Origin of the sequence: Streptomyces sp. NPDC101234, assembly GCF_044767525.1 — a bacterium.
Taxonomy (GTDB): domain Bacteria; phylum Actinomycetota; class Actinomycetes; order Streptomycetales; family Streptomycetaceae; genus Streptomyces; species Streptomyces sasae.
Genome location: NZ_JBIWOA010000027.1, coordinates 111,335 through 124,909 on the forward strand (window position 1 = coordinate 111,335; position 13,575 = coordinate 124,909).

Here is a 13,575-nt window from a genome sequence, read left to right on the forward strand (position 1 = left end):
CGCACGATGGACAGTGGCCCTCCGGTGGCGAACGGTCACCGTGGGTCGACGTGGCCGGGGAGGCTCGGGGGTGGCGCTCTACTCGCCCGGGGAAGTGAAGCTGTTGCGGGAGGCCGGGCACCCGCGCGGGTGGGCTCGCGGGGAGGTGCTGATGCGGGAGGGCGAGGAGGCGGACTTCGTCGTCCTGCTCACCGGCGGGCTGGTGAAGGCGACGGTCGACTCGGCCAACGGCTACACCAGCCTGCTCGCCCTGCGCGGCCCCGGTGAACTCCTCGGCGAACTCGCCTGCATAGACGGCGGACCCCGGGGCGCGACGGTCACCGCGATGCGCCGCACGGAGGGCGTGGTGGTGACCTCGGACGCCTTCGTACGGCTCCTGGAGCGCGACCCCGGCCTCTGTCTGTCGGTGCTGCGCAGTGTCGTGGGCCGGTTACGGGACTCCGACGGGCTGCGCGCCGAACAGGGCGCCCGCACCACGAGCGCCCGTGTCGCCGGGCTCCTGGTGAAGCTCGCCGTCCAGTACGGCTCGGCCGCGCCGGAGACGCTCCCCGGCGCTGTCTCCGTCCAGGTCAACCAGCGTGAACTGGCCGCCGCCACCGGGGCGTCCAGGGAGTCGGTGGTGCGCTGTCTGCGGGCCATGCAGCAGGAGGGCCTGGTGGCGACGCGCCGCGGCCGCACCGTCGTACTCGACCTGGCCGGATTACGGCGCTGGGCCGAGGAGTGACCCGCCCCGCTTGCACTCCGCGTGCATGAGAACGGAACTCCCGGCGCCGAATGCGTCATTTGACGCTGTAAGACGGCCGACGAGACGCTTCCATCGTCCCCTGGCGCCCGGACCGGTACGGCAATCGGGGGAACGGACCGGGCGCTCCGCACAATGCCGGCTTGGCCACCGGGGGGAGGCTAGGCCACCGACCCGATCCGCCCCGTCGGGGCCGGTGTCACGTCGTGGTGGATCGGGGTGTGTGCGCCTGCCAGGGAGAGGCCGGTGCCGCCGCGGCGGTTGGCGACGATCTCGGCGGCGATCGACAGGGCCGTCTCCTCGGGGGTGCGGGCGCCGAGGTCGAGGCCGATCGGCGACCTCAGGCGGGCCAGCTCCCACTCCGTGACGCCGACGTCCCGGAGCCGCTCGTTGCGGTCCAGGTGGGTGCGGCGGGAGCCCATCGCGCCGACGTACGCCACCGGGAGGCGGAGGGCGAGCCGGAGCAACGGGACGTCGAACTTGGCGTCGTGGGTGAGGACGCACAGGACCGTGCGGGCGTCCACCTGCGTCCGCTCCAGGTACTTGTGCGGCCACTCCACGACGATCTCGTCCGCCTCGGGGAAGCGGGCCTTCGTGGCGAACACGGGCCGGGCGTCGCACACCGTCACGTGGTAGTTCAGGAACTTGCCGACGCGGACCAGCGCGGACGCGAAGTCGATCGCGCCGAAGACGATCATCCGGGGCGGCGGGACGGACGACTCGACCAGTACCGTGAGCGGTGCTCCGCAGCGCGATCCCTGCTCTCCGATCTCCAGGGTGCCGGTACGGCCCGCGTCCAGGAAGGCGATCGCCTCGGCGGCGACCGTGCGGTCCAGTTCAGGATGGGCACCGAAGCCGCCCGCGCAGGAGCCGTCGGCGTCCACGAGGAGGGCACGGCCCAGCAGTTCCTGCGGCCCGGTGACGATCCGCGCGACCGCCGCCGCCTCCCCACGCGCCGCGGCGGCCAGCGCGGCCGCGACCACCGGCCGGGCGAGGGCGTCCGCCCGGACCGGGGTGACGAGGATGTCGATGACTCCGCCACAGGTCAGCCCGACGGCGAAGGCGTCCTCGTCGCTGTACCCGAAGCGCTGGAGGACGGTCTCCCCGTCCTCCAGCGCCTGCCGGCACAGCTCGTACACGGCGCCCTCCACACATCCGCCGGAGACCGAGCCGACGGCGATGCCGTCGGCGTCGACCGCGAGGGCGGCGCCGGGCTGGCGCGGCGCACTCCCACCGACCGCCACCACCGTGGCAACGGCGAAGTCACGGCCCTCCGCGACCCACCGGTTCAGCTCCTCGGCGATGTCCAGCATTTCCGGATCTCCTTAACGAGGTTCAGGACAGGCGCCCCAAAGAGGCGCTGGGGGTACCCCCGGCCGAAGGCCGGGGGACGAACTGCGCGACCAGCCACGACGGACCCGCAGCCGACCACCGGCCCCTTCACGGCCAAGCCGACGGAGCGCCTAGCGGACGCCCAGCCAGCTCTCAATGGGATGGAGGGCGAAATAGACCAGGAAGATCCCGGTCAGGCCCCACATGAATGCCCCGATCTCCCGCGCCCTGCCCTGAGCTGCCTTGATGGCGGTGTACGAGATCACACCGGCGGCCACCCCCGTGGTGATGGTGTAGGTGAACGGCATCAGAACGACCGTCAGGAACACCGGAACGGCGGTGGCCCGGTCGGCCCAGTCCACGTGCCGGGCGTTCGCCAGCATCATCGCGCCGATGACCACCAGGGCGGCGGAGGCGACCTCCTGCGGGACGATCGCGGTGAGCGGGGTGAAGAACAGACAGGCCGCGAAGAACAGGCCGGTGACGACGGAGGCGAGACCGGTACGGGCTCCTTCGCCGACGCCGGTGGCCGACTCGATGAAGACGGTCTGGCCGGAGCCGCCGGCCACCCCACCGATCGCACCGCCCGCGCCGTCGATCAGCAACGCCTTGGACAGCCCCGGCATCCGGCCCCTGTCGTCGGCCAGCTCGGCCTCCGTGCCGACGCCGATGATGGTGGCCATCGCGTCGAAGAACCCGGCGAGCACCAGGGTGAAGACGATCATCGCGACCGTCATCGCACCGACCTTGCCCCAGCCGCCGAACTCGACGTGCCCGAAGAGCGAGAAGTCGGGCATGGACACGGCGGAGCCGTGCAGTGCGGGGGCGGCGCCACTGGCCCACTGCCCGGGGGCGATGACTTCGAAGCCGTTCAGTACGGCCGCCACGACCGTGCCGCCGATGATGCCGATCAGGATGGCGCCCGGGACGTTCCGCGCCTGCAGCATGAAGATCAGCAGCAGGGTGCCGGCGAAGAGCAGCACCGGCCAGCCGGCGAGTTCGCCCGCGGGACCGAGGGTGACCGGGGTGGCCTTGCCCTGGTGCACGAAGCCGGACTTGTAGAAGCCGATGAGGGCGATGAACAGGCCGATGCCCATGGTGATCCCGTGCTTGAGCGCGAGCGGAATCGCGTTCATGATCATCTCGCGCAGGCCGGTGACGACCAGGAGCATGATGACGACGCCGTACATCACGCACATGCCCATCGCCTGCGGCCAGGTCATCTGCGGGGCGACCTGGGAGGACAGGACCCCGGAGACCGAGAGGCCGGCGGCGAGCGCGAGCGGCACCTTGCCGACGAAACCCATCAGCAGCGTGGTGAAGGCAGCGGCGAACGCGGTCGCCGTGATCAGCGCCTTCTGGCCGAGCGTGTCGCCGGCCGCGTCCTTGCCGGACAGGATCAGGGGGTTGAGCAGGAGGATGTACGCCATCGCCATGAAGGTGGTGACGCCGCCGCGCACTTCACGCGCGACGCTCGATCCCCGCTGGGACATGTGGAAGTACCGGTCGAGCCAGGACCGTCCGGCCGGGACGCGGGTGCCTGCTCCCGCGTCCTCGGGTGTGGTCCTGGGCTCCAGTGACTGCTGGGCCATGGTGCCGTCTCCCAAGGTTCAAAGGGGGTTGGGATGTGCACGACCCGGGGGACGGCCCGAGACGAACGGGGGTACTCACTTGCCGACCGGCGCCGGGGTGGCCGTGGGTTGAGCAGTTGCCCGGCGCCGGGGTGCGGCGTTACGACATCGCCGCTCAGGCGTTGCCCGTCAGGTGCTCCGGACGTACCGGAGTCCTGTTCAGCTCCAGGCCCGTCGCGTTGCGGATCGCCGCGAGGACGGCCGGAGTCGAGGACAACGTCGGTGCTTCGCCGATGCCGCGCAGCCCGTACGGCGCGTGGTCGTCGGCGAGTTCGAGGACGTCGACCGGGATGGTCGGCGTGTCGAGGATGGTCGGGATCAGGTAGTCGGTGAAGGAGGGGTTCCTGACCTTGGCCGTCTTCGGGTCGACGATGATCTCCTCCATCACCGCGATGCCCAGGCCCTGGGTGGTGCCGCCCTGGATCTGGCCGACGACGGAGAGCGGGTTGAGCGCCTTGCCGACGTCCTGGGCGCAGGCCAGCTCGATCACCTTGACCAGGCCCAGTTCGGTGTCCACCTCGACGACCGCGCGGTGCGCGGCGAAGCTGTACTGGACATGGCCGTTGCCCTGCCCGGTGTGCAGGTCGAAGGGGACGGTCGGCCGGTGCCGCCACTCCGCCTCGATCTCCACGGCCTCGTCGCCGAGGACGTCCACGAGGTCGGCGAGCACCTCACCGCCGTCGGTGACGACCTTGCCGCCCTCCAGCAGCAGTTCCGCCGTCGCCCAGGCCGGGTGGTACGTGCCGAACTTGCGCCGACCCAGCTCCAGGACCTTCTCCCGGACCAGCTCGCAGGAGTTGCGCACAGCGCCGCCGGTGACATATGTCTGCCGGGAGGCCGAGGTCGAACCCGCCGAGCCCACCTCGGTGTTGGCCGGGTGGATGGTCACCTGGGCGACGCCCAGCTCGGTGCGGGCGATCTGCGCGTGGACAGTGACCCCGCCCTGTCCGACCTCCGCCATGGCCGTGTGCACGGTGGCCACCGGCTCACCGCCGACCACCTCCATCCGCACCCGCGCGGTCGAGTAGTCGTCGAAGCCCTCGGAGAAGCCGACGTTCTTGATGCCGACCGCATAGCCGATGCCGCGTACGACGCCCTCGCCGTGGGTGGTGTTGGACAGACCGCCGGGCAGCTGCCGTACGTCGGCGCCCTCGCTGCTCTCCCACTGCCGCTCGGGCGGGAGGGGCATCGCCTTGACACGGCGCAGAAGTTCGGCGACCGGGGCGGGCGAGTCCACCGGCTGGCCGGTCGGCATGATGGTGCCCTGCTCCATGGCGTTCAGCTTCCTGAACTCCACCGGGTCCATGCCGAGTTGCGCGGCCACCTTGTCCATCTGCGCCTCGTAGGCGAAGCACGCCTGGACCGCGCCGAAGCCGCGCATCGCGCCGCAGGGCGGGTTGTTGGTGTAGAGGGCGATGGCCTCGATGTCGACGTCGTCGACCACATACGGGCCGATGCCGAGCGAGGAGGCGTTGCCGACGACGGCCGGGGAGGCGGAGGCGTACGCGCCGCCGTCGAGGACGATCCGGCACTTGACGTGCGTCAACTTGCCTTCGCGGGTGGCCCCGTGCTCGTAGTAGAGCCGCGCGGGGTGGCGGTGGACGTGCCCGAAGAAGGACTCGAAGCGGTTGTAGACGATCTTCACGGGCTTGCCGGTGCGCAGCGCCAGCAAGCAGGCGTGGATCTGCATCGACAGGTCCTCGCGGCCGCCGAACGCGCCGCCGACGCCGGCCAGTGTCATCCGTACCTTCTCCGGCGGGAGGCCGAGCACGGGCGCGATCTGGCGCAGGTCGCTGTGCAGCCACTGGGTGGCGATGTAGAGGTGGACGCCGCCGTCCTCCTCGGGCACCGCGAGGCCGGACTCGGGGCCGAGGAAGGCCTGGTCCTGCATGCCGAAGTAGTACTCGCCCTTGACGATGACATCGGCCTTCCCGGCGGCCTCGTCGGCGTTGCCGCGGATGATCGGCTGGCGGTGCACGATGTTCGGGTGCGAGACATGGCCGATGTGGTGGTCGTCGCGGTTCTCGTGGACGAGGACCGCGTCCGGCGCGGTGGCCGAGGCCTCGTCGGTGATCACCGGGAGCTCCCGGTACTCGACCTTGATCTTCGCGGCCGCGCGGCGGGCGGTCTCCGGGTGGTCGGCGGCGACGATGGCGACCGGCTCGCCGTGGTGGCGCACCTTGCCGTGCGCGAGGACCGGGGTGTCCTGGATCTCCAGGCCGTAGTTCTTCACCTCGGTGGGGAGGTCGTCGTACGTCATGACGGCGTAGACACCGGGCTGGGCGAGGGCCTCGCTGGTGTCGATCGACACGATCTCGGCGTGCGCGACCGTCGAGCGGAGGATCTGGCCCCAGAGCATGTCCTCGTGCCACATGTCCGACGAGTACGCGAACTCGCCGGTGACCTTGAGGATGCCGTCCGGGCGGAGGGTGGACTCGCCGATGCCGCCGCGGGTCTGCGAACCCTGCGTGATCTTCGTGGGAGCGCCGTTGGTGGGCATCCGGCTCAGACCGCCTCTCCCTGCCGGGCGGCCGCGAGGCGGACCGCGTCCATGATCTTCTCGTAGCCGGTGCAGCGGCAGAGGTTGCCCGACAGCGCCTCGCGGATGTCCGCGTCGGTCGGGTTGGGGTTGTGCTCCAGCATCTCGTCGGCGGCGACCAGCAGACCCGGGGTGCAGAAGCCGCACTGGACGGCACCCGCGTCGATGAACGCCTGCTGGACCGGGGAGAGTTCGGTGCCCTCGCCGGTCTGGGAGTCATGCCCCTTGGCCGCCCACCGCTTGGCCTCGTCGAGTGAGGTCCCGCAGGAGGTGCCGCACGCGCGCTCCTTGGCGTACTCCGCGAGCCCCTCCACGGTGACGACCTCGCGGCCCTCCACCTGGCCCGCCGCGACCAGGCACGAACACACGGGGACGCCGTCCAGCCGGACGGTGCAGGACCCGCACTCCCCTTGCTCACAGGCGTTCTTGGAGCCGGGCAGCCCGAGCCGCTCGCGCAGAACGTACAGCAGGGACTCGCCCTCCCAGACGTCGTCGGCTTCCTGCGGGCGTCCGTTGACGGTGAAGTTGACGCGCATCAGGCGACACTCCCCTTCTGCTGAGTGGTGCCGCGGTACGACTCCCAGGTCCAGGTGAGCGTCCGGCGGGCCATCACGCCGACCGCGTGGCGGCGATAGCTCGCGGTGCCCCGGACGTCGTCGATCGGGTTGCAGGCGGCGGCGCACAGGTCCGCGAACTGCTTGGCGACCGACGGGGTGATGATCTTGCCGTTCTCCCAGAAGCCGCCCTCGTCGAGCGCCGCGTTCAGGAAGTCCTCGGCGATCCTGGCGCGCACCGGCGTGGGGGCGGCCGAGCCGATCCCGGTACGCACGGTCCGCGTCTGCGGGTGCAGGGCGAGCCCGAAGGCGCACACGGCGATGACCATGGCGTTGCGGGTGCCGACCTTGGAGTACTGCTGCGGGCCGTCGGCCTTCTGCACATGGACCGCGCGGATCAGCTCGTCGGGGGCGAGCGCGTTGCGCTTCACGCCGGTGTAGAAGTCGTCGATGGGGATGAGCCGGGTGCCGCGCACCGACTCGGCCTCGACCTCGGCGCCCGCCGCGAGCAGCGCGGGGTGGGCGTCGCCGGCCGGGGAGGCGGTGCCGAGGTTGCCGCCGACACCGCCGCGGTTGCGGATCTGCGGGGAGGCGACCGTGTGCGAGGCGAGGGCCAGGCCCGGCAGCTCGGCGCGCAGGTTCTCCATGATCCGGGTGTACGGCACGGAGGCGCCCAGCCGTACGCTCTCCTCGCCGACCTCCCACTCGTAGAGATCTCCGACGCGGTTGAGGTCGAGGAGGTACTCGGGCCGGCGGTGGTCGAAGTTGATCTCGACCATCACATCGGTGCCGCCCGCGATCGGCACTGCGGTGGGGTGCTCGGCCTTGGCGGCGAGCGCCTCCTCCCAGCTGGCGGGGCGAAGGAAGTCCATGACCGGCTCTCTTCTCCGTCTCGTCGAGTCACGTGAGTCGTGCGGATCGAGCCAATCCGTGTGCGGCGGGCGCGGCTCGTTCATGTCGTGTTTACGCGGAACGAGGTCAGTACACCGCCCCGTACTCCAGCGGGGTCAGTCACCGAAACCATGAAGGAGTTGGCTGGCCAGCATGGCCATCTTGTAGATTCGTATGAACGGGGGTCATCAGTAACCTCCTGGTTTTCCAGTGGAAACGCTGGAAACGCCCTGGCGACCGCCGGTCGCGGTCCGGCAGCCCCCGGTCACGGCCTGCGGATCCGCGCACCGGAGCGCCTCTTCCGAGACCCTTCAAGATTCATCGTAGATTTCGAGACACAGAACGGCGGCGACGAGATGCGGCTGCGCGCACTGCTGGACACCGATGCGCTGGGCCTGCGGCTGCTCGGCGGCGAGGACGAGCTGGACCGTACCGTGCGCGGGGTCATGACCACCGATCTGCGCGACCCCAGCCGCTACCTCTCGGGCGGCGAGCTGGTGCTGACGGGCCTGGCCTGGCGCCGGGACGCGGCGGACTCCGAGCCGTTCGTACGACTGCTCGTGCAGGCCGGGGTGGCGGCGCTGGCGGCCGGCGAGGCCGAGCTGGGCGACATCCCGGAGGACCTGGTCGTGGCCTGCGCCCGGCACCGTCTGCCCCTCTTCGCGGTGCACGAGTCGGTGGCGTTCGCGACGATCACCGAGCATGTCGTACGGCAGGTCAGCGGTGAGCGCGCCGGGGATCTGGCGGCCGTCGTCGACCGGCACCGCCGGATGATGACCTCGGGTCCGGCGGGCGGCGGCCCGGACGTGGTCCTGGACCTGCTCGGCTCCGACCTGGACCTTCGCGCCTGGGTGCTGTCCCCGACGGGCCGCCTGATCGCGGGCTCCAAGGTGTCGGGGCCCGCGCTGCCCGCCGACGTCTGCGCCGGGCTGGCCGCCGCGCACCTCGCCGCCACCCGCACCGGCCGCCGCGGCCCGCACCGCGTACTCCTCGACGGCACCGCCTATGCGCTCTTCCCGATCCGCTCCAGCGGGCGTTCGTCGCAGGGCGCGCGGGACGTGCGCGAGACGGTCCTGTCGGACTGGCTGCTCGCGGTCGAGGCCGACGCCGGCGACTGGCCCGAGGAGCGGCTCGACCTGCTCCAAGGGGTCACCCAGCTGATCGCGGTGGAGCGCGACCGCCGTGACGCGGCCCGCACGGTACGGCGTCGGCTGGCCCAGGAGGTCCTCGAACTGGTGCAGACGGGCGCCGCCCCGGCGGAGGTCGCCGCCCGGCTGCGGGTCGCCGCACCCGTGCTGCTGCCGGGGCTGGGCGCCGCCCCGCACTGGCAGGTGGTCGTGGCCCGCGTCGAATGGGACGGCGGGGAGGTCGAGGGCGGTCCGGTCGCCCAGTCGCTGCTCGAAGAGATCCTGGTCGACCCGCTGGCCACCGGCCCGGAGCCCTCCGACCGCATAGCGGTCGCCCACACCGGCGACGAGGCGATCGCCCTCGTCCCGCTGCCCGCCGTCTCCACCGAGCACGACGGTTCCGAGTCCGATATCCACGCCGATGTGCTCCTGGAGTCCGTACGGGACCCGCTGTCGGCGGGCCTCGACGGCGACGGCCGGGTCACCCTCGGTGTCAGCGCGGCCGTGCACTCGGCGGAGGGGCTGCGCGGCGCCCTGGAGGAGGCCCGGCACGCCCGCCGGGTGGCCGCCGCCCGTCCCGGCCGGGTCTGCGCGGCCGGCCACCAGGAACTGGCCTCGCACGTCCTCCTGCTCCCCTTCGTCCCCGACGACGTCCGCCGCGCCTTCACGGCCCGTCTGCTGGACCCCCTGCGCGACTACGACCGCCGCCACCGTGCCGAGCTGATCCCCACTCTGGAGGCGTTCCTGGAGTCCGACGGCTCCTGGACCCGCTGCGCCACCCGTCTCCACCTGCACGTCAACACACTGCGCTATCGCGTGGGGAGGATCGAGCAGTTGACGGGCCGGGACCTGTCCCGGCTGGAGGACAAGCTCGATTTCTTCTTGGCGTTGCGGATGAGCTGAGGTCACGCGGGCGTGCGACCGGTCCGTGCCAAGTGCCGTCGCCGTCCCACGACTTTGTGAAATTATTCACCCACCCTCTTGGCCCCGCACGGCGATCGGTGCTGGAATGCCGCCACCACTTCACTGCTCGACGGCGCGCTAGGGGAGGGCAACGTGGCGTATTCCGCCATGTCTGGGAACGGAACGAACACTGGTGACGATCCGCTCCAGACCGCGGTGTGGCGGCTGCGCTCGCGGGCCTGCTGGGCCGACGCGGCGGCCCTGCTGCCGTCGGACACAGCGACGTACTCCCTGCAGCGGGCGGGGCTGATGGTCGAACGGTGTCTGTACACCGAGCGGGGCTGGGAAGAGGCCGAGGACGCGCTGCGAACGGCGGAGGCGCAGGCCCGCACCGACGAGGAGCGGGGGGCGGCCGCCTGCGAGCGCGGCCAACTCGCCTACGCGGCAACGCTGCACGGGGTCCGGGACCGGGCCGACGAGGCGCGCGCCGCGCTCGGGAGGGCGGCGGCGCTGATCCCTCCGGGGGCACCGGGCAGGGCACTGCTCGACTTCCGCCGGGGCCTGCTGGCGGAGAACCTGACCCGCTCCCCGCAGGCGGCCCGCGCCGCCTACCGCCGCGCACACGCCGCCGCCACGGCCCACGCCGATCCGCTGCTGCTGTCCTTCACCTGGCGTCACCTGGCCGGACTGGCCCTGCGGGAAGGCGAGTTGAGCGAGGCCCGGCACGGCTTCGCCGAGTCGCTGCGGATCCGGGAGGAGCTGGGCTACCTGGTGGGTACGGCACCGGCGCTGGCGTCCCTGGCCGACGCGGAGTCGGAGCCGGAGGCCTCGCGGCTGCGGGAGGAGGCGGGGCGGCTGTTCCGGCTGCTGGGGGGTGTCCCGACCTGGCTGGCACGGCAGCTGACGCCGCCCACCCCGGGAGCGGCGACCGCCTGAGACCCGCCTCAGAGGAAACTGAGAGTTGGCTGTGCCAGTGTGACGCGCCTCATCCACCCCTTCAGGAGCGCTTTCGCCATGAGCACTGTCAACGGACTGCCGGCCCATGTCCTGCTGGTCCACATCGTCGTCGTCCTGGTCCCGCTGACCGCCCTCGCCCTGGTGGCGGCCGCGCTGTGGCCGCGCGTCGCCCGGCGGCTCGGCGTGCTGCTGCCCGCACTGGCCCTGGTCGCCCTGGTCAGCGTGCCGCTGACGACCCAGGCCGGCGAGTGGCTGGAACGGCATGTGACCGAGGACTCCCTGGTCCGCCGGCACACCGATCTGGGCGACGGCCTGCTGCCGTGGGCGCTGGGTCTGTTCGTACTGGCCACGGTCGTGTGGTGGGCGACCCGGCGCGGCGGGCAGGAGCAGGACCGCAGCGGGGGCGGACGCCTGTCGTCCCTTCCGGTGCGGATCGTGGTGGGCGTGCTGTCGGTGGCCGTGGCGGCCGGTGCGGTCGTCGACGTCTACCGCATAGGCGACTCCGGCGCGAAGGCCGCGTGGCACGACGCGTACGACAAGACGGCGGCGCAGGGGAACTGAGCCGCGTTCGCCGGGTGCGGGTGGGTGGGGGCTGGCGTGCGGGTGGGGACGCCTACCGGCGCTTGCAGGGTGCCGTCGCGCCCACCCGTGCCGCCCTGGGGGTCCCCCCTCTGGGGGAGGCACGACTGCCCGCGGCTGGAAAAACGGCGACTGGAAAGAAACAGCGAGTGCAGCGCCCCGTCAGGGGCGCTGGGGTACCCCAGGCCGAAGGCTGGGGGAGGAACTGCGCGGCCAGCCCCCACTCACCCGCACCCGGCACACGATCCGCACCCCTACGCCGAGACCCCGCGCAAGCCGGCCCCGCACATCACCTCGCGTCAGCGAAATGGCCGGTCACCAACGCCCGCACCGCATCCAACTCCCCCGCGATCAACGCCTCCAGCAACGCCGAGTGCTCCGCCGCGTCCGACATCAGATCCGCCCGGGCCCCACGCAACGGCAGCGCCCTCCGGTGCAGGTCCTCCGCGATCTGCACCAGCTGCTCGTTGCCCGCAAGGGCCAGCACCGCCCGGTGGAACGCCCTGTCGGCCTCCGCGTAGGTCGCCCGGGACCCGGTCGCCGCCACCCGCACCGACTCCTCGGCCAGCGGCCGCAACGCGGCCCACCGCTCGGCCGGCACATTGCGCGCGAGCCGCATCATCACCGGCACCTCGATCAGAGCCCGCACCTCGGCCAGCTCGGCGAGCTCCCGCGCCCCTCGCTCCACGACCCGGAACCCGCGGTTGGGCACGACCTCGACCGCGCCCTCCAGGGCCAGCTGCTGCATGGCCTCGCGCACGGGCGTCGCGGAGACCCCGAACCGCTCCCCCAGCGCCGGCGCCGAGTACACCTCGCCCGGTGCCAGCTCACCGCTCACCAGTGCCGTACGCAGCGCGTCGAGTATCTGTCCCCGCACGGACGCCCGCTGCACGGCCGGCCTCGGCTGCGGGATCGGCCGCTCACTGTGCGTATGTTCACCCCGGGCCGACGGCGCACCGGCGGCGTACCCGGACCCCCTGGCCGCCGTCTCCTCGGACCGCGTCTGCGCCGGCACCCTGGCCGTCTCGGCGGGAGCCGCGTGCGCGTCGTGCTTCACGGGTCCTCCTCCGGGTCGTCGGCACTTGGGTCATTAACGGCGGGTTGTTACTTGTCCGTCAAGCACCTTAGGCGCACAAGGCGATAGTTCAAATTTCCGAACAGATGGGTAAGGTAAGGCTTACTTATCTCGCAGCCGGCCCGGCAATCGATCGGTGGTAGCCCATGACGTCCCCCGTCTGCGCCGCCTACGTCCGCCTCACCGAGGCCTACTCCGGGCTGGCGGTCACGGAACTGGGGCCGGACGGGACGGCACCCCGGAGCGACGGGTGGATCGGCGCCGCCGAGCTCGCGGCGGGCGGTCCCGCCCTGGACGCCTTCCTCGCCTGGGACGAGGACCAGGTGCTGCGGGACTACGGACAGCGGGCGCGTCCCGACGTGGTGGCGAGCTTCGGGCTGCACCGGTACGCCTGGCCCGCCTGTCTCCTGATCACCGTCCCGTGGTTCCTGCACCGCCGGGTTCCGCGGCTGCCCGTGACCCATGTCTCCTACGACCGCACGGCCGGCCGGATGGCCGTACGCGTCGCGTCGTTCGCCTGCCTCCCGGGCGACCCGGCGGCGGCGCTGCCCGGCGCGGTCGTCGTCGACGACGAGGAGGCGCTGCGGGCTCAGGTGCGGTCGGCCGTCGCCGAGCACCTGGAACCGGTTCTGGGCGGCTTCGGCCCGCGGATGCGGCGGCGCGGGCGCGCACTGTGGGGCATGGCGACGGACGAGATCGTCGAGGGGCTCTGGTACGTCGCCCATCTGCTCGGCGACGAGGACCGGGCCGTACGCGAACTCGAACAGCTCCTCCCCGGAGCCACCAAGCCGTACGTCGGTTCGGCGGCCTTCCGCATGCTGACCGGTCCGGCCGGGGAGCCCCAGCCGACCCGGGACCGGGCGAGCTGTTGCATGTTCTACACCGTGCGCCCCTCGGACACCTGCGCAACCTGCCCGCGGACCTGCGACGACGACCGGATCGTCAAACTCGCGGCGGCCTCGGCGGCTTGAGACGCCCTCAGGACGGCCCCGGGGCGCTCCCCGGGGGCCGGAGCACCGTACGGCATCCACTAAGATCACCGTTGAGCGAGGTCGCTCCTGCGTCGACAGTGAATTCACAACTTCCTCACTTGTCGCAGGAACTTTCCGAGGAACCACCCGTATGGGTACTCTTACTCGAACTCAACTCCGCCCCCTCATGCGGCAGTTCGAGCAGAATGCCGCCCTGGGGCATCCCCTTGCACTTCCTTGGCGGCCTCTTGCCCCGAAACCCCCTGAGGGCCGC

The 13,575-nt window shown here is 71.8% G+C and carries 11 protein-coding genes; 5 read left to right on the plus strand and 6 right to left on the minus strand.

Translation table 11 applies throughout. The features are described from left to right. The first annotated feature begins 70 nt into the window (after positions 1-70). Positions 71-724 (plus strand): Crp/Fnr family transcriptional regulator, encoded by a 654-nt coding sequence (locus ACIRR9_RS38665; protein ID WP_403762085.1) that lies wholly within the window; start codon positions 71-73, stop codon positions 722-724. A gap of 179 nt (positions 725-903) precedes the next feature. On the opposite strand, the gene ACIRR9_RS38670 is transcribed toward ACIRR9_RS38665, so the two are convergent. The 5 genes from ACIRR9_RS38670 to ACIRR9_RS38690 all read right to left on the minus strand — a co-directional run bounded on the left by ACIRR9_RS38670 (position 904) and on the right by ACIRR9_RS38690 (position 7,670). Beyond that, on the minus strand, positions 904-2,055 hold the full coding sequence (locus ACIRR9_RS38670; protein ID WP_403762087.1) for an XdhC family protein: 1,152 nt from the start codon (positions 2,053-2,055) through the stop codon (positions 904-906). A gap of 150 nt (positions 2,056-2,205) precedes the next feature. After that, positions 2,206-3,666 carry an NCS2 family permease gene (locus ACIRR9_RS38675; protein WP_403762090.1) on the minus strand — a complete coding sequence of 487 codons (1,461 nt, stop codon included), beginning with the start codon at positions 3,664-3,666 and terminating at the stop codon, positions 2,206-2,208. Between the two features lie 154 nt (positions 3,667-3,820). Continuing rightward, positions 3,821-6,205 carry a xanthine dehydrogenase family protein molybdopterin-binding subunit gene (locus ACIRR9_RS38680; RefSeq protein WP_403762092.1) on the minus strand — a complete coding sequence of 795 codons (2,385 nt, stop codon included), beginning with the start codon at positions 6,203-6,205 and terminating at the stop codon, positions 3,821-3,823. A gap of 5 nt (positions 6,206-6,210) precedes the next feature. Next, the gene (locus ACIRR9_RS38685; protein WP_123973018.1) at positions 6,211-6,780 is read right to left on the minus strand and encodes a (2Fe-2S)-binding protein; all 570 of its coding nucleotides are present in this window, start codon (positions 6,778-6,780) and stop codon (positions 6,211-6,213) included. Beyond that, positions 6,780-7,670: an FAD binding domain-containing protein gene (locus tag ACIRR9_RS38690; RefSeq protein ID WP_403762095.1), complete on the minus strand. Its 891-nt coding sequence runs from the start codon at positions 7,668-7,670 to the stop codon at positions 6,780-6,782. Before ACIRR9_RS38690 ends, ACIRR9_RS38685 begins: the two co-directional genes overlap by 1 nt. 375 nt (positions 7,671-8,045) lie before the next feature. On the opposite strand from ACIRR9_RS38690, the gene ACIRR9_RS38695 reads away from it, so the two are divergent. From ACIRR9_RS38695 to ACIRR9_RS38705, 3 genes are all read left to right on the plus strand, one after another. Further along, positions 8,046-9,719, plus strand: coding sequence for a PucR family transcriptional regulator (locus ACIRR9_RS38695; RefSeq protein WP_403762098.1), 1,674 nt, complete (start codon positions 8,046-8,048; stop codon positions 9,717-9,719). A gap of 168 nt (positions 9,720-9,887) precedes the next feature. Further along, on the plus strand, positions 9,888-10,655 hold the full coding sequence (locus tag ACIRR9_RS38700) for a hypothetical protein (protein WP_365341354.1): 768 nt from the start codon (positions 9,888-9,890) through the stop codon (positions 10,653-10,655). 78 nt (positions 10,656-10,733) lie between these two features. Next, positions 10,734-11,237, plus strand: coding sequence for a DUF2231 domain-containing protein (locus ACIRR9_RS38705; protein ID WP_403762101.1), 504 nt, complete (start codon positions 10,734-10,736; stop codon positions 11,235-11,237). Between the two features lie 307 nt (positions 11,238-11,544). Here ACIRR9_RS38705 and ACIRR9_RS38710 read toward each other — a convergent pair whose 3' ends face one another. Then, the gene (locus tag ACIRR9_RS38710) at positions 11,545-12,312 is read right to left on the minus strand and encodes a GntR family transcriptional regulator (RefSeq protein WP_403762104.1); all 768 of its coding nucleotides are present in this window, start codon (positions 12,310-12,312) and stop codon (positions 11,545-11,547) included. 164 nt (positions 12,313-12,476) lie between these two features. Here ACIRR9_RS38710 and ACIRR9_RS38715 point away from each other — a divergent pair, with 164 nt between their 5' ends. After that, a complete protein-coding gene (locus ACIRR9_RS38715) occupies positions 12,477-13,301 on the plus strand; it encodes a (2Fe-2S)-binding protein (protein ID WP_403762107.1) in 825 nt (274 codons plus the stop codon). Positions 13,302-13,575: the final 274 nt, after the last annotated feature.

Coding starts and splice junctions, on each gene's coding strand:
- ACIRR9_RS38670 (WP_403762087.1), bottom strand. CDS start 2,055: ATGCTGGACATCGCCGAGGAGCTGAACCGGTGGGTCGCGGAGGGCCGT.
- ACIRR9_RS38700 (WP_365341354.1), top strand. CDS start 9,888: ATGTCTGGGAACGGAACGAACACTGGTGACGATCCGCTCCAGACCGCG.
- ACIRR9_RS38715 (WP_403762107.1), top strand. CDS start 12,477: ATGACGTCCCCCGTCTGCGCCGCCTACGTCCGCCTCACCGAGGCCTAC.
- ACIRR9_RS38695 (WP_403762098.1), top strand. CDS start 8,046: ATGCGGCTGCGCGCACTGCTGGACACCGATGCGCTGGGCCTGCGGCTG.
- ACIRR9_RS38685 (WP_123973018.1), bottom strand. CDS start 6,780: ATGCGCGTCAACTTCACCGTCAACGGACGCCCGCAGGAAGCCGACGAC.
- ACIRR9_RS38680 (WP_403762092.1), bottom strand. CDS start 6,205: ATGCCCACCAACGGCGCTCCCACGAAGATCACGCAGGGTTCGCAGACC.
- ACIRR9_RS38705 (WP_403762101.1), top strand. CDS start 10,734: ATGAGCACTGTCAACGGACTGCCGGCCCATGTCCTGCTGGTCCACATC.
- ACIRR9_RS38690 (WP_403762095.1), bottom strand. CDS start 7,670: ATGGACTTCCTTCGCCCCGCCAGCTGGGAGGAGGCGCTCGCCGCCAAG.
- ACIRR9_RS38675 (WP_403762090.1), bottom strand. CDS start 3,666: ATGGCCCAGCAGTCACTGGAGCCCAGGACCACACCCGAGGACGCGGGA.